The 20,280-nt window shown below is 68.4% G+C and carries 19 protein-coding genes and 3 pseudogenes; 9 read left to right on the top strand and 13 right to left on the bottom strand.

Features of this window, described 5'->3' with window-relative positions; translation table 11 throughout:
* Positions 1–212 precede the first annotated feature (212 nt).
* On the top strand, positions 213–1,514 hold the full coding sequence (locus ACFC79_RS18845; protein WP_376241447.1) for a hypothetical protein: 1,302 nt from the start codon (positions 213–215) through the stop codon (positions 1,512–1,514).
* Here the strand turns inward: ACFC79_RS18845 and ACFC79_RS18840 are convergent.
* Both ACFC79_RS18840 and ACFC79_RS18835 read right to left on the bottom strand, forming a co-directional pair.
* Positions 1,498–3,318 carry an asparagine synthase-related protein gene (locus ACFC79_RS18840; protein ID WP_376241445.1) on the bottom strand — a complete coding sequence of 607 codons (1,821 nt, stop codon included), beginning with the start codon at positions 3,316–3,318 and terminating at the stop codon, positions 1,498–1,500. The two genes, ACFC79_RS18845 and ACFC79_RS18840, sit on opposite strands and share 17 nt — an antisense overlap.
* Before the next feature lies 1 nt (position 3,319).
* The gene (locus ACFC79_RS18835) at positions 3,320–3,943 is read right to left on the bottom strand and encodes a lasso peptide biosynthesis B2 protein (protein WP_376241443.1); all 624 of its coding nucleotides are present in this window, start codon (positions 3,941–3,943) and stop codon (positions 3,320–3,322) included.
* Positions 3,944–5,036: 1,093 nt separating this feature from the next.
* On the opposite strand from ACFC79_RS18835, the gene ACFC79_RS18830 reads away from it, so the two are divergent.
* Together ACFC79_RS18830 and ACFC79_RS18825 are read left to right on the top strand one after the other, a co-directional pair.
* Positions 5,037–5,213, top strand: a complete 177-nt coding sequence (locus ACFC79_RS18830) for a hypothetical protein (RefSeq protein ID WP_376241441.1) — start codon at positions 5,037–5,039, stop codon at positions 5,211–5,213.
* A gap of 110 nt (positions 5,214–5,323) precedes the next feature.
* A complete protein-coding gene (locus ACFC79_RS18825; protein ID WP_376241439.1) occupies positions 5,324–7,336 on the top strand; it encodes a B12-binding domain-containing radical SAM protein in 2,013 nt (670 codons plus the stop codon).
* A 57-nt stretch (positions 7,337–7,393) separates the two neighbouring features.
* Here the strand turns inward: ACFC79_RS18825 and ACFC79_RS18820 are convergent, their stop codons facing one another.
* From ACFC79_RS18820 to ACFC79_RS18810, 3 genes are all read right to left on the bottom strand, one after another.
* Positions 7,394–7,579 (bottom strand): hypothetical protein, encoded by a 186-nt coding sequence (locus ACFC79_RS18820; RefSeq protein ID WP_376241687.1) that lies wholly within the window; start codon positions 7,577–7,579, stop codon positions 7,394–7,396.
* A gap of 460 nt (positions 7,580–8,039) precedes the next feature.
* Complete coding sequence (locus ACFC79_RS18815; protein WP_376241669.1) at positions 8,040–8,372, bottom strand: helix-turn-helix domain-containing protein; 333 nt, start codon at positions 8,370–8,372, stop codon at positions 8,040–8,042.
* A gap of 233 nt (positions 8,373–8,605) precedes the next feature.
* The gene (locus ACFC79_RS18810; protein ID WP_376241437.1) at positions 8,606–9,820 is read right to left on the bottom strand and encodes an amidohydrolase family protein; all 1,215 of its coding nucleotides are present in this window, start codon (positions 9,818–9,820) and stop codon (positions 8,606–8,608) included.
* A gap of 103 nt (positions 9,821–9,923) precedes the next feature.
* Here ACFC79_RS18810 and ACFC79_RS18805 point away from each other — a divergent pair, with 103 nt between their 5' ends.
* The 3 genes and pseudogenes from ACFC79_RS18805 (at position 9,924) to ACFC79_RS18795 (ending at position 11,318) form a co-directional block, all read left to right on the top strand.
* Entirely contained in the window at positions 9,924–10,391 is a 468-nt protein-coding gene (locus ACFC79_RS18805) for a MarR family winged helix-turn-helix transcriptional regulator (RefSeq protein WP_376241435.1), read from the top strand.
* Between the two features lie 297 nt (positions 10,392–10,688).
* Positions 10,689–10,873, top strand: a pseudogene (locus ACFC79_RS18800) (IS5/IS1182 family transposase); the annotation flags it as partial.
* Positions 10,874–11,072: 199 nt separating this feature from the next.
* A complete protein-coding gene (locus tag ACFC79_RS18795; protein ID WP_376241433.1) occupies positions 11,073–11,318 on the top strand; it encodes a hypothetical protein in 246 nt (81 codons plus the stop codon).
* Positions 11,319–11,563: 245 nt separating this feature from the next.
* On the opposite strand, the pseudogene ACFC79_RS18790 reads toward ACFC79_RS18795, so the two are convergent.
* From ACFC79_RS18790 to ACFC79_RS18770, 5 genes and pseudogenes are all read right to left on the bottom strand, one after another.
* Positions 11,564–11,776 (bottom strand): annotated as a pseudogene (locus ACFC79_RS18790) (IS1380 family transposase); the annotation flags it as partial.
* Positions 11,777–12,087: 311 nt separating this feature from the next.
* Complete coding sequence (locus ACFC79_RS18785) at positions 12,088–12,216, bottom strand: DUF397 domain-containing protein (RefSeq protein ID WP_376241431.1); 129 nt, start codon at positions 12,214–12,216, stop codon at positions 12,088–12,090.
* Positions 12,217–12,295: 79 nt separating this feature from the next.
* The gene (locus ACFC79_RS18780) at positions 12,296–12,628 is read right to left on the bottom strand and encodes a DUF4333 domain-containing protein (RefSeq protein WP_073783854.1); all 333 of its coding nucleotides are present in this window, start codon (positions 12,626–12,628) and stop codon (positions 12,296–12,298) included.
* Between the two features lie 664 nt (positions 12,629–13,292).
* Complete coding sequence (locus tag ACFC79_RS18775) at positions 13,293–14,303, bottom strand: ABC transporter permease subunit (RefSeq protein ID WP_376241429.1); 1,011 nt, start codon at positions 14,301–14,303, stop codon at positions 13,293–13,295.
* Entirely contained in the window at positions 14,300–15,310 is a 1,011-nt protein-coding gene (locus ACFC79_RS18770) for an ABC transporter ATP-binding protein (RefSeq protein ID WP_376241427.1), read from the bottom strand. The genes ACFC79_RS18775 and ACFC79_RS18770 overlap by 4 nt, the downstream gene beginning before the upstream one ends.
* Before the next feature lie 289 nt (positions 15,311–15,599).
* Between ACFC79_RS18770 and ACFC79_RS18765 the strand changes: the two genes are divergently transcribed.
* From ACFC79_RS18765 to ACFC79_RS18755, 3 genes are read left to right on the top strand one after another with little or no spacing between them, the layout of a single operon-like run.
* A complete protein-coding gene (locus tag ACFC79_RS18765; protein WP_376241425.1) occupies positions 15,600–16,829 on the top strand; it encodes a sensor histidine kinase in 1,230 nt (409 codons plus the stop codon).
* Positions 16,826–17,482 carry a response regulator gene (locus ACFC79_RS18760; RefSeq protein ID WP_376241423.1) on the top strand — a complete coding sequence of 219 codons (657 nt, stop codon included), beginning with the start codon at positions 16,826–16,828 and terminating at the stop codon, positions 17,480–17,482. Before ACFC79_RS18765 ends, ACFC79_RS18760 begins: the two co-directional genes overlap by 4 nt.
* Positions 17,479–17,670: a hypothetical protein gene (locus tag ACFC79_RS18755; protein ID WP_376241421.1), complete on the top strand. Its 192-nt coding sequence runs from the start codon at positions 17,479–17,481 to the stop codon at positions 17,668–17,670. Before ACFC79_RS18760 ends, ACFC79_RS18755 begins: the two co-directional genes overlap by 4 nt.
* A gap of 39 nt (positions 17,671–17,709) precedes the next feature.
* On the opposite strand, the pseudogene ACFC79_RS18750 reads toward ACFC79_RS18755, so the two are convergent.
* The 3 genes and pseudogenes from ACFC79_RS18750 to ACFC79_RS18740 form a co-directional block, all read right to left on the bottom strand.
* Positions 17,710–18,099: pseudogene (locus ACFC79_RS18750) on the bottom strand (hypothetical protein); the annotation flags it as partial.
* A 351-nt stretch (positions 18,100–18,450) separates the two neighbouring features.
* Positions 18,451–19,299, bottom strand: coding sequence for an ABC transporter ATP-binding protein (locus ACFC79_RS18745; protein WP_376241419.1), 849 nt, complete (start codon positions 19,297–19,299; stop codon positions 18,451–18,453).
* Positions 19,296–20,261 carry a FecCD family ABC transporter permease gene (locus tag ACFC79_RS18740; RefSeq protein WP_376241417.1) on the bottom strand — a complete coding sequence of 322 codons (966 nt, stop codon included), beginning with the start codon at positions 20,259–20,261 and terminating at the stop codon, positions 19,296–19,298. Before ACFC79_RS18740 ends, ACFC79_RS18745 begins: the two co-directional genes overlap by 4 nt.
* Positions 20,262–20,280: the final 19 nt, after the last annotated feature.

Raw genomic sequence — 20,280 nt, 5'->3', positions numbered from 1 at the left:
CGCGATGCGTGCCGCAGGAAGCCCGGCAGGCGCTCGCCAGACGCGCTCCACCCGTGCAGTGCCGAGTGACGGTCGAAGGAGAAATCCGTGGGTCCAGTTGGCGTAGGACGGTGCCTACCGGCGAGACTCTTCGCGGTCGGCTTGAGTGTGTGTTCCGGTCGCGGTCACCATCAGCGCCTGATGGACGGCCTGCGCCGTCCGGAGACGATCACGTGACGACTCCCCCCAGGGCCGGCGTCGGCTCGCACCTGCGGGCGCCACTGATCACAACGGGCACCAGGCGGTCACCGGCTGCCGTGGTATTGGTCCTGCTGGTCCTGCTTCCGACGGCGCTGCTGCTGGGTTGGTGGGGCATCGAGGACCTCAGCGCGGCCCTGACCTACTCGGGGCGCATCACCGGTGCCATCCTCATTGTGGTCTCGGCCGTCTCGTTGTTGGGCGCCGCCGCGGTCGTGGACCACTGGTGCCGGAGCAGCTTCCCCTATTCCGGGATGGTCGCGCTGATCGGTACGGTCGCGGCATCGTTGGCCAACGCCATGATCCTGCTCGAGACATTCAGGGACGGCGATTCCACGCTCTACCGGGTGCTGTACAGCCTGCTCACGGCTGGTTCCGCATGGGCTGTCTTCACGGTGTGGCGGACATCGGTCGTCATCCCCGCTCCGAAGCGGGTGGCCGCGGCACTGGTCGTCTCCTCGGGTCTCGCGATGGCCAATTTCGGCTACGAGCACCTCTACCAGCCGTCCCAGCACGGTGCCAGACCCCTCGTCAGTATCGCAGTGGGAAAGCCTGTGCTGAGTATGGACCATAAGGAATTCGCCGTACCGGTCGGCATCAGGATCGAGAACCACAGCGATGTGGGATTTTTCGTTCTCGGTACCGAATTCCACGCCATGGGTGAACGGGTGTCGCTCAGCCAGACGGACCGGCTCCGCAAGCAGTGGCGTGCAGATGCCAAGACGTTCCGTGACTTCCAGATACAGCACCCGCTCTCCCGAAGGGAGATCTTCCAGCCCGGTCAGTTGGTGTTGGCGCAGCCATGGGTACCTGCCGGGAACTGGATCGAGGCAAACGACACGTTCGTCACCCAAACGATTGTGCAACTGCCCATCAATACGCCTTATGACCAATTGGCGCTCTACGCCTCCGCGCATTTGGCGCGCAAGGACCGGCTCAGTCTGGAGCAGATCCAGGTGAAGGGGTATTCCTGGGGTGGCGGCAAGGTGCCCCAGTGGGTCAAGGAGGCTCAGGGCCTCGACTCCGTCGTTTCCCGCGGCCGGGTGTACGAAAACAATTCCATTGACCAGCATACGATGGACCCGCGCTACGTCACTGTCTATTGGCAGTTCGGCACGCATGGTGCAGGCCTGTCGGAATCCATTACGCGAAACGGTGAGGAAAACCGAATCCTGTCCGGAGCGGAAATTCGCAAGATGTTGAACCGGTACGGCTTGGTCACCGCCGAAACGGGCCCGATCAAACGAACGCTCTGGGACATCAAGAACCAGCGATGACCGGCATGACCGCACGGCGCACGTGGGAGTGCTGATCCAATCGCTCCAGCCACACCATGAGGGCGAGAGAACTGTTCACACGGTCCCAGGAATAGGAGTCTCCTATGCCGAACTGCGCCTCCCTCACCGCCCGGCACAGCGTCTCGACGTCGAACATCTCTGCGATCAGCGGATGCCTCGCGGAGCGGCAGAGGTCGATGAGTTCGTCGCCGTGTGTTCGCAGGCCGCGTGCGTAGAGCTGGTTGAAGGGGACCTTGACGGCCCGGCCGCCGATCCGGGGCGGAAGCAGGTCCGCCATCGCCTCGCGCAGCACCGCCTTCGGGCGGCCCGGATGGAACGCGGCCTCGGCGGGGAGGCGGCGCATCAGGGCGATGACCTCCGGGTCGAGGAAGGGATGTGAGAGGAAGAACCCGTCCTGCCGTGCACGGCGCCAGGACAGTGGGTCCGGAGCGGTGATGTAATTGGCGGCCTCGTAGAGGGACTGTTCGGGCTTGTGTCCGAATACGAAGCGGCTCTCCGCGATGCTGGCCTCACGGAAGCCGTGAGCCCGCGCGAATCCGGAACGCAGCCATCGGGGGCGGGCGAAGTTGCCGAGGCCGCCGAGTACCGTTCCGCGGCGGCGGACGAGCGCTGTAACCCGTTCGGCGGTCAGCGGAAGAGCCGGCTGCACCACGTAGGCGGAGACGATGTCCCACAAGCCCCGCTCGTTGCCCGCGGCCCAGTCACGTGCCTGCCTCGTCATCAGCCGGAGCTGTCCTGTGCGGGCCAGTCTGTGCAAGTGAAGTGGGTTGGCGTCCGCAACCGGATCGGCCCCGCAGCCGGTCAAGAGGGTATCGCAGCCCAGATCCGCCGCAGCGGCATGAAGCCTGCTCCAGAACGGGGCGCGGAAGGCGTGCGCATGAGGCTCGTCCGGGTCTCCCGCGTGGTGCTGGAAGTCGTCGAAGTCGGCCATGTCGTCGACATCGACTATCAACGGGCGGGCTGCGGGTGCGTGCCGACGGATCTCCGCCATCGCCTCGTCTATATAGGGCTGCTCGGCAGCGAGTTCTCCCCCTCCGAAGCGCCCGGCAAGCAGGACAAGGTCCCGAGGGTGGCCCTGCCCCGCAGCCAGCAGACGTGCCGCTAGCAGCGCGACACTGGTGGAGTCGGTGCCGCCGGAAACATGGCAGGCCGTAATCCTGCCCATACGGCGCCCGACAGCGTGCTCCAATGCGAGACGCAGGTCCTTCGCCGCCCCGCCGATGCCGGGTTCGTCCGCTCTCTGTACCGACGGGTCGTGGGACTGACGAACGTGTCGTAGCACCCGACCACGTATCCACCCCGTGATCGAAAGTTCCACCACCTCGCCACCGAGTATTCGGTGTACCCCGGCGAAGGGGGTGAGTTCCGAGTGGGGTTGCGCCATGTTCCCGGTCAGGTACCGGCAGAAGTAGCGCCGTTCCAGCTCTGCTCCGCCGCCCAGCTGGCGCGCCGATGTACTCACCGCGGTGACACGACCACCGGACTCCCTGAAGAACAAGGGGATGCGTGCATGCTCGTCCCGCATCAGCAGAATGCGGTCGCGGTACACCAGGACGGCCGCATAGTCGCCGGTCGGCAGACGCGGTGCCGCTTGCGGCCGACCCCAGTCGTCGAGTATGCCTCGCGCTCCTGCCACGCGTTCACGGACGGAGCCGACCCACCCAGCGACCACTGCGGTCCCGGCCCCTGAGGAAACCGTCGTCACGAGCCCCTGCCGCGCCATGGCCCCGGCTGCCCAGAGCTTCGGGACGCCCCCGTCCCACTCGATGCGGAGTGCTTCCACGTCACTGCCCTCCGCCGCCCACCGAGAGAACCGGCTCGAACGTGTGCCCGCGCGGATCGGCGTCAGGGATGCACAGGCCTGCCGAAGACGTCCAGGCGTGCAGGGCGAACGGGTGCTCGCGTACACCGACGTGAAGTACGGCCTTCACGCCGCGCCGCCTCAGCAGGACGAAGGCCGTCACAGCCTCGGCCTTGCAGTCGTCGTTGACGAACCAGCTTCTGCGACCGTGTGATTGCACTGCCCGTTTCAGCCGTTCGACGTCCTCCGTGGCGGCGGGGTCCGCACGGGCGTATACCGGGGCTGCCAAGGACAGGAGCCGAAGGGCGCGCCCGAATCCCATGGTCCGGATCAGCAGGCAAACTCCGCGCAGCCAGAGCCCGATCGCGATGTCCGACTGCTGCCTGCGGCGGGCCGCCGCACACCCGGCGTGGATGAGACCGGTAACGATTTCGGCGCGTTCTTCGGGGATTCCATCAGCGAACTTCCGAAGGTCCGCCGTCGCCACTCCAAGAAAACGTGTACGCCGCCAGTCCGCGATCAGCGCTCCGTCGGACATCCTGGTGACACGGCAATGCGGTGACAGGATCCGCGTCATGGCCACCAGGGCATCGGTGTCCTCTGCCACCGCACATCCTCCAAGGTCGGCCTGACGCCGTCCCCGCAGTGGACTCGGTCCGATGGCGGGGACGGTGTCAGGATTGGTACCCGTGACCGTCGTAGAAGCCGCCGCTGAAGCCCCGGATGAGACGGCCGTTGCCGAGAAGGACGAGCCCATGCGGCATACGGTGGCGCAGCAGTCGGAGAGACATCGCCTACCTCCAAAACAGGTAGTATCGATCAATTTCAGGCTACTCTGCCCTGATTGCCCCGCAACCGGACAAGGTGCTCTCGCCGTGAAGCGCTGGTGATTCGCGGCGCGGCCGAAAGCACGGGCCGGAGGTGGTGGGCCGCCGCGGGGACGGCTGCCGGGGCGGGGTGTCCCGTCTCCCTTGTCCCCGCGGCGGGTCGGGCACGGACGTGGCTCTCCGGCTTCGGTGCCACGGTCGGCCCCGCGTGCAACTTCCGCTCCTGGCCTGCGTGGCCGAGAACGAGAGTCGCCAGAACGTCGGCGTTCGGCGTGACCGGCGGGATGGATGTGGGGTGACGGGAGCACCGCGCCAGGCGCGGACGGGCGGGGCGCAGCGCTCCGGGGCGGTGCAGCCGGAACCACTGGTCCCGGCAGCGGGCGGGTGGTGGCCGGGTCCTGGTTCTGCCGGGCGATCTCGTCCAGGTGTGTGTCCAGGCGGGCCAGGTCCGGCTGGTCGAGTGCGGCCTGTGTCTGCGCCCATGTGGTGTTGTCGCGCCGGTACGGCCGCGGCGTGCCTCGGCCGGGTTCGCGGCGATCCGGTCCTCGGCGCACGTCTTGTGTGCGGGCTCCCCGGAGTGGGAGAGCATGGGTGTGGCCGTTCCGCACAGGGCGCAGGGCCAGCGGCGACGCCATCTGCCGATGCCTCGGCGGTGTGCAGTGGCGGCCAGATCGTCGCTCGTGCCCAGAGACTGGCCCAGGGCGAGGAGCAGCGTGGTCAGGAGGCCTGCGATCGTGCGCCGACCGCCGCGCCCACAGGTGGCGGATTCGGCAGTCCGTCCGATCCGGGCGAACCATCATATCTGCGCACGCACCGAGTCGGTGGCCCGGGCCTCGGGACGTCCACCGGCCGCCCGCACCGAGAGAGGCGCATATGACCGACCCGACCCCGGCCCAGCAGGTAGTCGTCGCCATTCCCGACTTGGGTCTGAGCAAGGCCGAACTCGCCGGCCTCCAGGAGAAGTTCCGCAACAACATCGTCGATTCCATGAAGGACAAGGACGCCGAGGCCAACGTCAAGGTGTCGGTCACCGTGTCGGTGGGCTTCTAGCCGTCCGGCCGTCACGGCAGCCTCCCCGGGCCCCGCCAGGTACCCCCTGGCGGGGTCGGCGTTCAGAAGGGATCACAGCGTTGAGAGTGTGTCTGATCAGCCCCCCGACCGTGACGGAGTACGAGGACGCCTCCGTGGCCGAGAGTCGCGCCCTGCAGGTGATCTCCGAGAACGCGCCCCTGGGCGTGCTCAGTTTGGCAGCAGTCCTGGAGAAGGGCGGCGGACAACCACTCATCGTCGATCTCAACCGCTGGTACTACGACTTCCTCCGCCAGGAGCTCGGCGGCGAGGAGAGCGCCGACGGGGCACCTGCGGACTTTGCCGCATACGCGGCTGGGCGCCTCGAACCGCTGCTGGTCGACGTCTTCGGGTTCAGCACGATCTGCAGCAGTTACCCCCTAACCCTCCGGATCGCCGAGCGCGTCAAGCGGGCCAGGGCGGACTCGGTCGTGGTGCTCGGCGGCCCGCAGGCCTCGGTGGTGGACATGGCGTCGATGCGGGCGTTCCCCTATGTCGACTACGTAGTGCGCGGCGAGGCCGAGGAGACGTTGCCGCTGCTCCTGGACGCGCTAGACGCCGGCACCCCGCCCACCGCTATCGCCGGGCTCACCTGCCGGACCGGGACCGAGGTGGAACGCACCCCGAACGCGCCGGTGATCAAGGATCTGGACGGCCTGCCGACGCCAGCGTTCCACCGCTACCCGTACATCGACCAGTGCCGCGACGTCTCGATCGAGCTCGGACGCGGCTGTCCGTTCGCCTGCGAGTTCTGCTCTACCAACGACTTCTTCCGGCGCCGCTTCCGGCTCAAGTCGCCGGGGCGGGTCCTCGACGAGATGCGGAAGGTCCGGCGGGAATATGGGATCACCGCCTTCGACCTCGTCCACGACATGTTCACGGTCGACCGGCGCAAGGTCGTTGAGTTCTGCGAGACGCTGCTGCAATCCGGCGAGAGCTTCCAGTGGTCCTGCAGCGCCCGCACCGACTGCGTCGACAACGAACTCATCGCGCTGATGCACCGCGCGGGCTGCCGGGGCATCTTCTTCGGCATCGAGACCGGCTCCGCCCGACTACAGAAGATCGTCAAGAAGCGGATCGACCTCCATGAGGCGATGGAGCGACTCGAATGCGCCGACCGGCACGGCATCAAGACGGCGGCCTCCCTGATCACCGGGTTCCCAGAGGAGACTATCGAGGACCTGCGCGGGACCACCGCGTTCCTGATGGACGCGCTGCGCCTCGACCATGTCGAACCGCAGCTGCACCTCCTCGCCCCGCTCGCCGACACCCCGATCCAGCGCCGCTACGCGGACCAGCTCACCCTGGACGGGATCTACTCGGACATGTCCCACCAGGGCTGGCAACAGAGCGCCGAGGACCGGGAGATGATCGCGGCGTACCCGGAGGTGTTTCCCAACTTCTACACTGTGCCCACCCCGTGGCTGGAGAAGGCATACCTCAAGGAGCTGCGGGAATTCGTCCTCGTCGGGATCCGACGCTTCCGGTGGCTGCTGGTCGCACTGCACCAGGACAGCGGAGACCTGCTGACCGTCTTCGACGCGTGGCGGGCGTGGCGCCGCTCGCATGGCGGCCGGACATGGCGGTCCTCCTTCGACGTGTCCGCCTACTACGCGCACCCGGACTTCCCGGAGGAGCTGTTCGAGTTCCTGGAGACCACCTACCTCACACCGGCCTCGCGCCCCGGCCACCCGGGCATCGTGGAGCTGGTCCGGCTCGAACGCGCGGTCCGTCGGCTACGGGATCCGGGCGGCGGGACCCCCGGCTCCGGGGTGCCACACCTCCCGCCGGGCGTCATGCTCCACCGGCTCGCGGTCGACTACGAGCAGCTGATCGGTTGTCTGCGCAGGCGGGAGGGCACCGCCCGCGTGGCCGATGGGAGTTCGACGCTGGCCAGGATCGCGAAGGACGACGGGATGGCCGCATACGTCTCCCTCAGCGGACTGTCGGTCCGGCTGCTGGAGCTCTGCGACGGAGCCCGGTCGGTCGCCGAGGTCACCGAGGCGTTCGCCCGTTCCGATCCCGAAACAGGCGGCGTGGACCCCAAGAAGGCGGGCCTGTTCGGCTTGGAGGTGCTCCGCCAACAGGGACTGGTCGGGGTGTGAGGCCCTCCGTCGCCCGGTCGACCCAAACTCCGGGGTCGGCGGGCCGCCGCCCGGTCGTCAGGCGGGCGGCGGCGCCTTCGCGGCAGATACGGAGGTGCCGATCGCGACGGCATGGGCGGCCAAGGACGCAGGTACCTCGATCAGCCGCTCGCCTTCCACGAGGTTGATGCCCCAGATTTCCAGGTGCTCGTGGCGGCGGGCCCCGGCGCCACGCCTCTTGGTCCACCACCGGCAGCAGGACACGGCCCAGGTATGCGCAGCGACGCCACAGCAGGCCGTGATCGGAGGCCACGGTCGATCCTCCCAACACAGAACTCGTAGCCGTCCGGTTCGGCCATGGCCACCCGGTTGCCTCTCTCCGGCCAATGTCGATTCGATTCGCTCCGAGGGGGAGTGGACGATCGATCTCGGACCTGCCGATCAGCGTGGACCGGCCGCGGCCTCCACCCGCTCGGCGTCGCTCTTTGATCCTCAAGAAGGTGATCAATCTTCACCCGGCAGCACAGTAGCCTCGCCCCACTGACGGCGTTGTCGTGGACGGTGGTGACGTAGCCCCCGCAGGCCGCCCGGGCCCCTTTTGCCTCCGCCCAGGTCGCCTCCTTCCACACCTCCACCGCCTCCTCGTCGCGCTCGGCGACCCGCCGCACGGGAACCTGTGGGGAGAACCCGAGCCGGTGCATCGGCCTCGTGGCACCCGAGACGCTTAGGAAACATGGAACTTCCGGCCGGTCAGCGTGGCCACCCGCGCAGCGGTCCACACCTGGTCCTCCGCCCAGCCGTGCGCATTCGGCCCCTCCTCCAGATACGCGGCGAGCTTGTCCAGGCAGCGCGGCGACAGACGGCACCGTGATCCGCTCGGCCCACGCGAGTCCAGAGCCCCGATCCCGCCGTCCCGCCACAACTGGTGCCACCGGTAGGCCGACTTCCGGCTCACCCGCAGCCGCAACGCGACCTCCAGCGGCTTGATCTCCTGCTCGAACAACTCGGCCGCCCGCCGCCGTACGGCCTCCCGACGCTGCCGCCCCGCAGCGGTCAGCCCGCCCCCATCCGCATACCCCGCACAACACGAGATACAGCCCGCATCCCAGGCCCATCAGGCCCATCAGGCCCATCAGGCCCATCGACAAAGACCACCCTGACGAGCCGAAGTCAGTAAGGCCGTCTTTTCCGGCGCATTGCACCAGCATGCAGCGGATCGTGGAAGGTCGCCGTACCGCGGCGAGCGAGAACCGGACAGTTGGGGCCTTCTTTCAAGGGGAAGGACTGCGGTCATGCCGCCAGGCGGGTGCCGCGGCGCCAGATGGCACGGGTGTTGAGGGTGTCGCTGATGTTGCTGACCGGGTCGCCGTCGACCAGCAGAAGGTCGGCGCGGAGTCCCTCGGCGATGCGGCCCCGGTCGCTGAGGCGGAAGCGGCGGGCTGTGGTCGCTGTGGCCGCGCGCAGGGCCTGTGAGGGCGTGAGGCCGGCCGCCACCAGGTATTGCAGTTCGTGGTGCAGGCTCGCTCCGTGTGCCAGGCCCCCGAAGAACGTCTCGGGCATGGAGACGTCGGTACCGGCCAGCACGTCGACGCCGGCGGCGTCCAGAGCGCGCACGGTGTCGTACGTGTCGTCGAGCTTGCCCTGCGGGCAGCGGTTGTAGCTGGAGCGCAGGGTCTGGTCCCACTTGCTGTCGAGGCGTGCGGCGACCCGGGGGTCGTCGGCGAGTTCGCTGCCGGTGATCCCCATCATCGAGGCATTGAGAGTGATGCAGGGAATGACGAACATGCCCGCGTCCTTGATGAGGCTGATGATCTCGGCAGTGTGCGGCTGGTCCATGAATACGTGGGCGAGGCCGTCGATGCCGGCTTCGGCGGCCATCCTGGTGGCCTCCACGGTCAGCGCGTGAGCCACGGTGAGGGCCCCGTACTTCTTGGCCTCGGCGACGCCGGCGTTCACGGTGGCCTGGTCGAGCGCGGGCAGCCCGGGGTGTCCCTCCACGCTGCCGTCGTCGATCATGAACTTGATGAAGTCGGATCCCCGGGCGAGGAGCTGGGGCACGAAGGCGGCCGCTTCCTCGGGAGTGGTGGAAAACGGCATCAGGGGCATCACCGGGGGGAGATCCCACTTCGGCCGGAAGCCTTCGGGCATCAGCTCGCTCGGGTGACCACCGGGCGGGGTGATGGCGAAGCCGGAAGAGCGCACGTCAGCCTGGGTGTCGTCGTCGGTGATGGGCCCCCGGTTCTCCCGTGTGTTCATCCCCTGCATCTCCAGTTCGGTCGTCACCCCGAACCGCAGGGCGAGCGCCAGGGAACCCGGGGCGGAGTGGACATGGGCGTCGATGAGCCCCGGCAGCAGTGTGGCGCCGCTGCCGTCGACGATCTCGCTGTCCTGAGGAGCGTCACCACCGACACGAGCGATCCTCCCGCCGTCGATGACCACGGTCCGCACGCCTACCGTCTTCTCTCCGTCGAAGATCTGCGCGTTGGTGATCGCGGTGAGCGCCATAGCAGTCCGCCTCGTTTCCTCGCTCGTTCAAGATTTGCATACCCGATGCTATGTATTTGCCTTGTGGTATGCAAATGTGCGGACCGGGCCTAGAATCGGTCACATGAACAGCGCGTCCTTCCCTGAACAGCCCTCCGACGACCTGGCGCTGGACCAGATCGGCCCGGCGCTGTCACGTCTGCGACGACGCGCACCGGCATCGAGCAAGGACCTCTCCCGCAACCTCGTACTCAATGTGATCGCCGATGCGCCGGGCGAGACGACCGTCGGTGGCCTCGCTGCCGAGATGGGCGTCACCCAGCCGGTGGCCAGCCGGACCGTCGCCGCCTGCATAGAGGACGGGCTACTGCGCCGGACGGCGTCCCAGTCCGACGGACGCCGCACCGTGCTCGAACTCACCGAGCACGGCGAGGCCGAACGCAACCGCTTCGCCACTGAACAGCGAAAAGCGTTCCAGGAGATCACCGCCGCCTGGTCGCCGGAGGAGCGGATCCAGTTCGCACGCCTCTTGGCTCGATACGGAGCTGACGCCACCACATGGTCCAGGAAACAGGCCACAAGCCGCGACTGAGCGAGCGGTGCCCCGACACCGCATCATGGCCAGGAGCCCAGGCATCGACGGACAGGTGGCCCCACGGTGCGCCCTGCCGGAACACGTGGGCCTGGCAGACGACCTATGAACGATTCCGCCCGCTGTGAGGCGGACGGAATCTGGGCTCGTCTGCTCGAACAGATCCAGGTCCGGGACGACTCCGTCAGGGCGGTCGACTGTACGGTGTCGGCCGACTCGACGACCAACCGGGCTCACCGGCAAGTCGCCGGCGTCCGTCAAGAGGGTGACGGCGGCGGGGGCGAAGCCGAACCGACCCCACCGGTCCGCGGCCGGATCGGCCGTAACCGCCGCGGCCGGACTTTCTGTTCGTCGACTGCGGCTCCGACCACGACATCTACTGCGACCAGCTCCGCGCCCGCGGCATCGTGCCCGCGATCGCCAGACGCGGAGCCCGGTATGGCACAGGACCGCGGACCTACCGCCGGGCTGTGGAACGGAACGGTCGTATCGCACCGCAAACGCCCTCGTCGGCACTTGCCTGCGGGCGAGGAGGCCGACAACACCGCATACCGCAAGGGGCATGCCCGAGTGGAGCGTGCGACCGGCCGGATGAAGGGTTTGAGCGTCTGCTTGCGGAACCCCTCCGTGGTGGGCCACGTCTTCCCTGCTGAAGATCATGGTCATAGGAGAGGGCACAAGGTGAGTGACCGCGAGCGAGGCCAGGACACCGAACCCGCGCCCACCGGAGACGCTCCCTGGTGGGCAGGGCTCGGGCCGACCGGAGGAGTGGTCCTCACCGTGAGCGGGATAGGGCTGCTGTTGTGGCTGATCCTGCGAGGAGGCACGGCTGACGACGACTGGTCCCACTACTACGGGGCCAGCAAGATCCTGGCCATCGGATGCGTCATTGCCGGTACGGCACTCCTGGCCCGCCGCCGTGGCTGAGCCTCGATCCACCGATGTGATTTCGAAGTAGTCTCCGAGGGTTTGCGGGATGGTTCCGGGACATTGGCTGGGTGCGGGCAGGGGGTGTCCGCTGGATGCTCCTATGGTTGTCAAGCCGCTGGAACGGGGTCGGTTTGAGTGGTTCGTTCCGTGGGTGTGGTGGTCAGGGCGCGGTAGACCTCGCGGGCGACGAATCGCTTGAGGCAGCGCATGATGTCTTTCTTGGACAGGCCTTCCGCACCGGGCAGCAGCGGGGCGTGTACGGCCAGTTCACCGAGGAACCTTCGGTGCACAGCGTGGAGCTGGAGCGCATGACCATGGGTGAACGCGCGCAGGAACGTGCCGAGCGTGGACGGGGCGCGGATCCCGCCGAACAGGGTCGGCATCGCGCCGTGGCGCAGGACGTCCAGGTCGTCGATGCTGTCCGCGCCCAGGGCCATCCCGGCGACGATGCTGGTGACCTGGCGTCCGCTGCCGCACCCGCACCGTTCCCCACCCCGCTCAGCCTCACCTTCCCCACGGTCAGCCGGGCAAGCCCGCACCGCTCGGCCAGCCGCATCATCGGGACCAGCCCGGCATACGCAACCAGATTGGCGTCATCGAACGCGGCGGACACCGCCGAAACGGCATGGGAAGATTGCATCTCGTGGGTGTTCTCTTGCTCTGTGGATGTGGAACCGTAGGAAGTCCCATCGTCCCAGCCCAGAGGGCATCCGCATATTCATGCCCAAGCCTTGGACCGGCTATTGCTCGGCGGATCGAGGCTTAGTCAGCCGCCCGCGTAGAGGGCTCTGAGCATGCCGGTGTAACTGTCGGCGACCTCGACACAGGCGCCGCCGTTACCGTCGCTGTAGCTGCTCTTGCGCCACGCAGCTGCGGTGAGGTCGGGGGATTCCATCACGACTCAATGAGTGCTGGGGACGCCTCCGGCGACAGCGCGGCGGCCCTGGCCCCAGCACTCGTTTGCCCCGCGTCCTTTAATCCCGCAGGGTCATGCTCAAGTCACCCTGATCGTCGGTGACCTCGCCTAGGACGGTCAGGTAGTTGCCGAACTCCTTCAGCTCCTTAACTTTGCACTCGAACTTGTTGCCCTTCTTGGCCTCTATCGCAGCGGGGCAGGCCACTCCGTCCCTGGTCGTCTTCCCGCTTCGTGCTTCTGCCGACGCCTGCCGCTCAACTGCTTCTTGATCCAGCAGATGCGGCTGCGGCGAGGCTGATACCACCTTCACCGTCACGATGACAGCGCAGACGGCGACGACGAGAGCAGACAGCCCAATGAGGGCACGGGTGAACTTTCCTTGTTCAGTCACACCCGGCTTCCTATCGCTCCTGTGACCGATGTGACAAGAGTCGGCCTACGCCACAGCCCCGCCGGTCAGGTCGAGGTACACCGCGTCCGTCGGGAGAGCGGAAGGCTCCGAATTGTCTGGCTGCCGGCCTGCTCTTCACGGTCCGTCACATCCCGTTCCACCGAGGCCACTCCCCGCCTAAGCCTCAATCCGCCGACGTGTTTTTGAAGTGGTCGTCGAGGGCTTGCGGGGCGGGTTCTGGGCTGTCGGCCGGGTGTGGACAAGTGGTATCCGCTGGATGGGGCCTTGACCCAAGGCCCCTACGCCAACTCACCCTGAACACAAGGCGATCGGCGGCACGAACCCGTGACCTGGCGCCAGGGCAGCAAGACCACGAAACACAACCCCCGCGCCGAGGATGCGCTCGCGGTTCCTGGCACTGCGGGTCCGACCCGCCAACCGGACGATCCGCCGCGTCGCCGACGGTTCCTTCCTGAGCCGGCCCGACCCTCTACGCGGTCCTCTGCACGTTCCAGGCTCTCCTGGCCACCTGGACCGGCGCCTGCTCGACATGCGGCCAATCCGCACCGACACCAGAACCACACCACAGAACCCAACAAAGTCCTACCAGATCGGACTCGGAGTCGGACGAGGAGGCAGTGACGGGGCCTGCAAGGCCTACGATTCACAAGAGCCGCTTCCGTCCCCACACGATGATGAACGTGACGACGGCCGCGGTGGCTGTGAGCATGGTGACTGCTCCCAGCCACTGCATCGGCTGCATCTGGGAGGCCGGGAGGTAGTCGGCCGCGTAGCCGATGACGTGCTTTGACTCCAGGCAGGACGTGTGGGCTCGGGTGTTCTCCATCTTGTCCAGGCACGTCGTCCAGTCCAGGCGGGCTCCCGAGTCGGTGAGGAAGTACGTGCCCTGGCCCTGCTGCACCGCACCGGGGGGCAGTTCCGGGTGCCGGGCGTCGGGGCCTACGCCCTTGTGGGTGGTGACCGACAGGACGTGGCCCAGGTTCAGGCGGAAGCGGTCCCAGATGAAGCCGATCGCCACCACTGTGCCGAGTGTGACCACCATCGACACCAGCGTGCGTCGCAGGAGCATGCCGATCGCGGCACCCACGGTGAAGGTGAGCAGGGCGTAGGCCGCCGGCATGATCCCCGTGACGTCGAAGAACGCGCCGCTCGTCCAATCCAGGTTGTCGGTACGGCTCCTGACCGGGTTCCACCACCAGGTGAAGACGGCGCCCAGCGTGGTGGTGGACAGGGCGATCAGCGCGGCGGGCATCGCGAGCTTCGTGGTGAGCCAGCGCAGGCGGCTGACGGACTGCGCGGCCACCAGCTTTGCGGTGCCGGACTCCAGGTCGCCCGCGATCAACGGGGCGCCGATCAGGACGCCCGCCAGGATGGGGGCGTAGCCCAGATAGCTTCCGACGCTGAACAGGCGGCCGGTGTATTTGTCGATGTCGGGCGGGAGGCTCTTCTGGGGGGACGCGGCGAGGTGGTCCGTCAGCCGGCCGCGCAGGTAGACCATGGCCAGCGTCGTCAGGAGCGTCAGGGCGAGCAGGGTCCAGAACGCCGCACGGTGCTGGCGCCGGACCAGCCAGATCGGGCCACCGAATCGGGGGCCCTTGCGTGAGGGGCGTGCGTCGGGGGTCGTACGGGCCGGGTCGTGGGTGAGCGTGGTCATGCGGTCACAGCCTTCTGCCGGTCGCGGGTGAGGATGTCGTGGATGTCGCCGACCTGGGCGCTGGGGGCGATCAGCGGCGGGGCGTCGGGTGAGCGCAGGTAGGCGAGCAGCAACTCCTCCAGAGTGGGCGGCTCGGCCTGTCCGCCGTACTGGATCGGGGCGCCGAGCCGTACGAGGACGCCGGGTCGGCCCTCGACGCCGGGCGATTCGGAACCGATGACCCGGTGCGGGCTCCCGGCCGGGGACGAGGCGTCCGGCGGGACCGCGAACAGGGCGTGTGCCGCCCGTAGTTCGTTCGCCTCGCCCGCGAGACGCAGGCCGCCGTCCGCGACGACGAGGAGGTAGTCGCAGATGTGTTCCAGCTCGGCGAGCATGTGTGAGGAGATCAGTACCGTCGTGCCGCGTTCGGCTGCCGCCGCCGTCAGCGTCGCCATGAGCTCGCGGCGGACCAGCGGGTCGAGGTCGGCCATCGGCTCGTCGAGGATGAGCAGGTCAGGGCACTTTCCGAAGGCCAGGGCGAAGGCGACGCGGGTGCGCTGGCCGCCGGACAGCGTGCCGATCCTCGCCGTCAGCGGCACCTGGCCCGCGCGGACGATGTCCTCGGCGACCCCTTGGTTCCAGTGAGGGTTCAGCTCGTGGCCGAGCCGCAGCGTCTCGGCCACGGTGAAGCGCCGGAACAGTGGCTTCTCCTGGGTGAGGAACGCGGTGCGCAGGACCGCCTCCGTCGAACCCGGGGCCGCGCCGAAGATCCGCAGCGCGCCGGCCGTCGGGCGGATCATGGCGGTGGCCAGGCCCATCAGCGTGCTCTTGCCGGCGCCGTTGGGGCCTACGAGACCGCAGACCCGCCCGGTCGGCAGCCGGAAGGAGACGTCGCGCAGGGCCCAGCCGCGCCGGTACTTCTTGCCGAGCCCGTGGGCCTCGATCGCGGGCTCGGTGGGCTGCGGGGACGTACTTGCGGGACACCGCGATCCCGGTCCGTTTCCCAGGTGCATCGTCGCGTGGTCCATGGGTGGGTGGCTCCTGTACGTGGTGGGGGTGGGGGCTGTGGTGGACCTCTGAGGGTCCGCACTACGGTGGCGTTGGCCGTGGTGGCGACGTACTTCCATGCCAGGTCTCAGGGAGGGCCACGCCGCTTCCGGTGGGTACAACTCTGCTCGGCCGTCGCCCGCGGGGTATCGGGCGAAAGACAGATCATGCGCGGCAGGCTCCGACTTTCGGCCGGTGCGAGAGATCTCGGGTGTGCGAGATCGTGGCGGGATGGTGAGCAGGCTGAGAAAGGCGAAGGACGTGACAAAGGTGGCGACTGGGGCGAACGCACCCGCGGTCACGCGGGGGAACGGACATACGCGGCTGCTGCCCGTCACGTCATGGGTGCTGTTGGGCGCGGCTCTGGCCGGCCTCGCCCTCCTCGACCTGCTGGCCGGCTTCTACTGGATCGAGACCCACGGCCCCGCCAAGCTGATCGGCGCCTTGCTGGCCGTCGGAGTGGCCATTGCTTCGCCTCGGCTCGACGGGGACCGGGCGCTGCCGATGACGGCCTGCGCGCTCGCGGTCGTGTCGCTCTGCCTCTCGGTGTGGCTGCACATGGAGATGGTGGCCAGTTCGCAGGCCTATGGGTTCGCCGAACCGGCGGCGCTGGCATGGCTCCTGCTGGTCGTCGCCCGGCGGGGGACGCCCCCATGGGTGGTGGCGGCCGTGCCCGTGCTGTGCATGGCCATCGTGCTGCGGCCGGTGGCGGTCTCGGTGCGGCAGTCCACCATCATCATGGGGCTCCTCTTCGCGCTGGCCGCGGTCACGGCGCTGGGCGTCGGCCTCGGGACGCGGCTGCTCCTGGTGGACCGGCGACGGCAGGCGGCGGCGCTGCGTCTCGAACAGCGGACGGAGTTCGCCAGGGACCTGCACGACTTCGTCGCCCACCACGTGACCGGCATCGTCGTACAGGCGCAGGGTGCCCAGGCGGTCGCGGACCGCCGCCCCGAACTCGTGCCGCCCGCGCTGCAGCGGATCGAACAGGCCGGCTCGGAGGCGCTGACCTCCATGCGGCACATGGTGGGAATGCTGCGCGACGCCGACGGGGAGGTGGCGGTGACGCCGCTGGCGGGAATCGACGAGATGCGATCGCTGGTCGAGGAGTTCTCGGCGGTCGGTGGTGCGCGGGCCAGGCTCGACCTTGAGGGGGCCGTCGACGATCTGCCGGTGGAGGTGACCACCACGGCGCACCGGGTGGTGATGGAGGCCCTCACCAACGTACGCAAACACGCCCAAGCCTGTACGGAGGTACGGGTACGGGTGAGCCGCTCAAAGGACCGGCTGACCGTACGGGTCGACGACGACGGACGGCCGTGTCACGTCTCGCATGGCGGCTTCGGGCTGAATGGGCTGGCCGAGCGGGTGGGCCTGATCGGCGGAAGCATGCAGGCGGGGCCGGTGACAGGCGGCGGCTGGGGCGTGGAGGCGACGCTTCCGGTGTCGACGGCCGAGGTGTCGGCGGCAGGGACGGCCAAGGCAGGGGCGGCGGCTTCGTGACGATCCGGGTGCTGATCGCCGACGACCAGGCCATGGTGCGCGCCGGGTTCGCGATGATCCTCGCGGCGGAGGACGACATCGACGTCGTCGGGGAAGCCACGGACGGGGTCCACGCCGTGGAACTCGCCGAGCTCCACCGCCCGGACGTCGTCCTGATGGACATCCGCATGCCGCGCATGGACGGCCTGGAGGCGCTGCGCAGACTGACGCGCCCCGGGACGGTGAACCCACCGAAGGTCGTGGTGGTCACGACGTTCGACGACGACGAGTATGTACAACGTGCCCTGACCCAAGGCGCCTCCGGCTTCCTCATCAAGGACTCGGGCCCAGCCCTGCTCGTCGAGGCCATCAGGGCGGCCGCCTCCGGCGAGGCCCTGGTGAGCCCGGCGATCACGGTCCGACTGCTGCGGCAGCTCAACAGCGCCGCGCCCGCTCCGCGCGAGCCGCACACCGCGCTCTCCGCGCGGGAGAAGGACCTGGTGCGCCTGGTCGCCCGAGGCCTGACGAACGCCGAGATCGCCGACGAGCTGACCATCTCGGTGGGCACGGTGAAGACCCACCTCGGAAATGTTCAGACGAAGCTGTCCGCCCGCAACCGCGTGGAGATCGCGGCTTGGGCCTGGGAGTCGGGGGTGGTGGAGGGACGGGGGTGAGCCACGCCCGGTGGCCGCCGTTCATGGCCCGCGCCGGCGAGCTCGGCGTCGACCCGGCCCTGACGATCCTCCGGGCCGACGCGATCAACAACCGGCGCCGCGAGCACATGGCCGACCTCGCTCGCGAACAGGTCGACGGCAGCCTCATGGGCAACGGATCACGGCGCCGCGTTCAAGCTGGACATTGACGATGTCCGCGAGGAGGGACCGTCACGGGGTGTGGGCCGTCAGACTCCGATCAGGGTGTATGTACCCGTACCATCCTGCCTGCCGCTGGAGTACTGGCGGATGAACTCCCCGTCCGCGTACCGGTCGTGGCCCATCATGGAGCCGGTGTACTTGTTCTGCACACCGATCTTCGAGCTGCCGGGTACGTCGCGGTAGATGTAGAACCGCTGGAGGTCGTCATCCGTGCAGGGGGCCGTCTGCAGGATCGCCTGTTCGGTGGCCGCGTTCTGCTCGGCGATGACCGCGCACCCGCCGTTGCCCCAGTTCCACAGGGACGCCTCAAGGACTCCGTTGTGCTCCGTCACGTTGCACAGGCGCCAGTTGTCCAGGTGGGTGCTCGAGATCGTCGAGGGCCGCAGGCGGACACCGTCGGCCGCCAGGAGTGCCGCTGCCCGAAGGCGAGCTGCCCACGCAGCCGCGCCGCGTCCGCCCGAGGACCGTCACCGCATCAACGGACCCGCCGGACCCGCCACGCTGACCGTCGACGGAGTCCGCGACCTCGCGCAGGTCTTCCTCGATGGACAGCGGGTCGGCGTGCTCGAACGCGACAACCCGCACCCCACCACTACCAAGTCCGGCAGATCGCCATGGACGTGGCGGAAGGCTGTCCGACGTCGGGTCCTGGAAGGGAGACGGCCGGGAGGACCTGGGACACGTACCGGTGAGGGGTGATCGCACGGTTTGTCATTCGCGGCTTTCGGGCCTTCCTCGGTACGGCTTCCATGATGGGACGCGCCGCCTCACGGTCGTTCTGGACGACGAGAAGGGCCCGGGCCGTCAACCTGGGCTCTCGTCGTGGAGTACCCGCCTGCGGGGTCCGTAAGGGGCCGAGCCGCGTAGGCAATGCGCACGACACCGTCCTCGTGGCGTTCCGTGCGGGCTTCGACCCCGAAGACCTCGCGCATCATCTCGGGCGAGAGGACGTCGAGCACCGGTCCGGCGGCCACCACCGTGCCGTGGTCGAGGACGACGATCAGATCGCAGAGGCGGGCGGCCAGGTCGAGGTCGTGCAGGACGGCCAGGGTGCTCACGCCGGTCGAACGGATGAGGTCGAGCAGTTCGAACCGGGCACGGATGTCGAGGTGATTGGTCAGTTCGTCCAGGACCAGCAGAAGAGGCTCCTGTGCCAGTGCCCGGGCGAGCAGGACTCGTTGGCGTTCGCCCCCGGACAGGGACACGTACTCCCTCTCGGCGAAGTGGCGTATCCCGCAGCGGCCGATCGCATCGGCGACGGCACGTCGGTCGTCCGGGCCTTCGCGTCCGATCAGGCCGTGATGGGGTGTGCGGCCCAGTGCCACGATCTCGGCCACCGACAGCCCTCCGACGCTGCCCGCCGAGTCCTGGAGGACCGCAGCAGTACGGCGGGCAGCGGCACGGGGCGTGAGGCTCCAGACGTCGTCGTCGTCGACTCTGACGACTCCCCGGGTGGGGCGGAGCGACCGGTAGACCGCGCGGAGCAGAGTTGACTTGCCGCTGCCGTTGGGGCCGACGAGGCCGACGATCGAACCCGGCAGAACGTCCAGGTCGACCCCGTGGAGGACAGGCGTCCCGTCCAGCTCGACGTGCAACTGGTCGACGGTAAGCCTCATACGGTGTCCAAGCCTTTGTTGCGGCGCAGCAGCCATACGAAGAACGGTGCGCCGAGCAGGGCGGTCAGGATGCCCAACGGCAGTTCGTTCGGCCGGATGACCGTACGGGAGAGAAGGTCGACGAGCACGAGGTAGACGGCGCCGAGCAGCGCGGTGAGCGGGAGCAGGCGCCGGTGGTCCGCACCCACGGTCAGTCGCACGAGGTGCGGAATCATCAGCCCGACGAATCCGATGCCGCCGGCCACCGCGATGACCGAACCGGTGAGCAACGCGGTGATGACGAGCAGCAGGGCGCGCAGGCGGTTGACGTCCACGCCCAGAGCGGTCGCCGACTCGTCGCCTGCCAGGACCGCGTTCAGCTGCCGCCCGAACAGGCCGAGCAGAGCGGTGCTGGTCAGTACGATGGTCGCGACCACGGGGAGCTGGTCCCACTGGGCGCCGGCGACGCTGCCCAGCATCCAGAACATGACCGTCCGCAGTTCGGTGGGCGTCGCCCAGAGCTGCACGAAGCTCGTCGCCGACAGCAGTACGTAGCCGACTGCCACGCCTGCCAGCACCAGGCGTGTCGGGGCCAGGCGTCCGCGACGCCGTCCCAGGGCGAAGACCACCGCTCCGGTGGCGAGAGCGCCGAGGAACGCGGCTCCCGCGACACCCACTCCGCTGATCCCGATCCCGCCCAGTGTGATGACCAGGACCGCGCCGAAGGACGCTCCGTAGGAGAAGCCGAGTACGGTGGGATCGGCCAGGGGGTTGGAGACCAGCGTCTGGAGGACGGCTCCGGCCACTGCCAGGCCGGCTCCCGCGAGGGCCGCGAGGAGGACCCGGGGCGTGCGGAAGCTCCACACGATCTGGTCCAGCGCGGGGTCGGCGACCGCATCGTGGCCCGTCAGATGATGGGCCACGATGCTCCAGACGTCCGCCACCGGTACGGTGACCGCGCCGATGCCGATCGCCGTGATCATGGCGGCGATCAGCGCGGCG

This window comes from Streptomyces sp. NPDC056061 (assembly GCF_042266885.1).
Lineage (GTDB): Bacteria > Actinomycetota > Actinomycetes > Streptomycetales > Streptomycetaceae > Streptomyces.
This window is presented reverse-complemented; position numbering and strand designations above follow the sequence as displayed.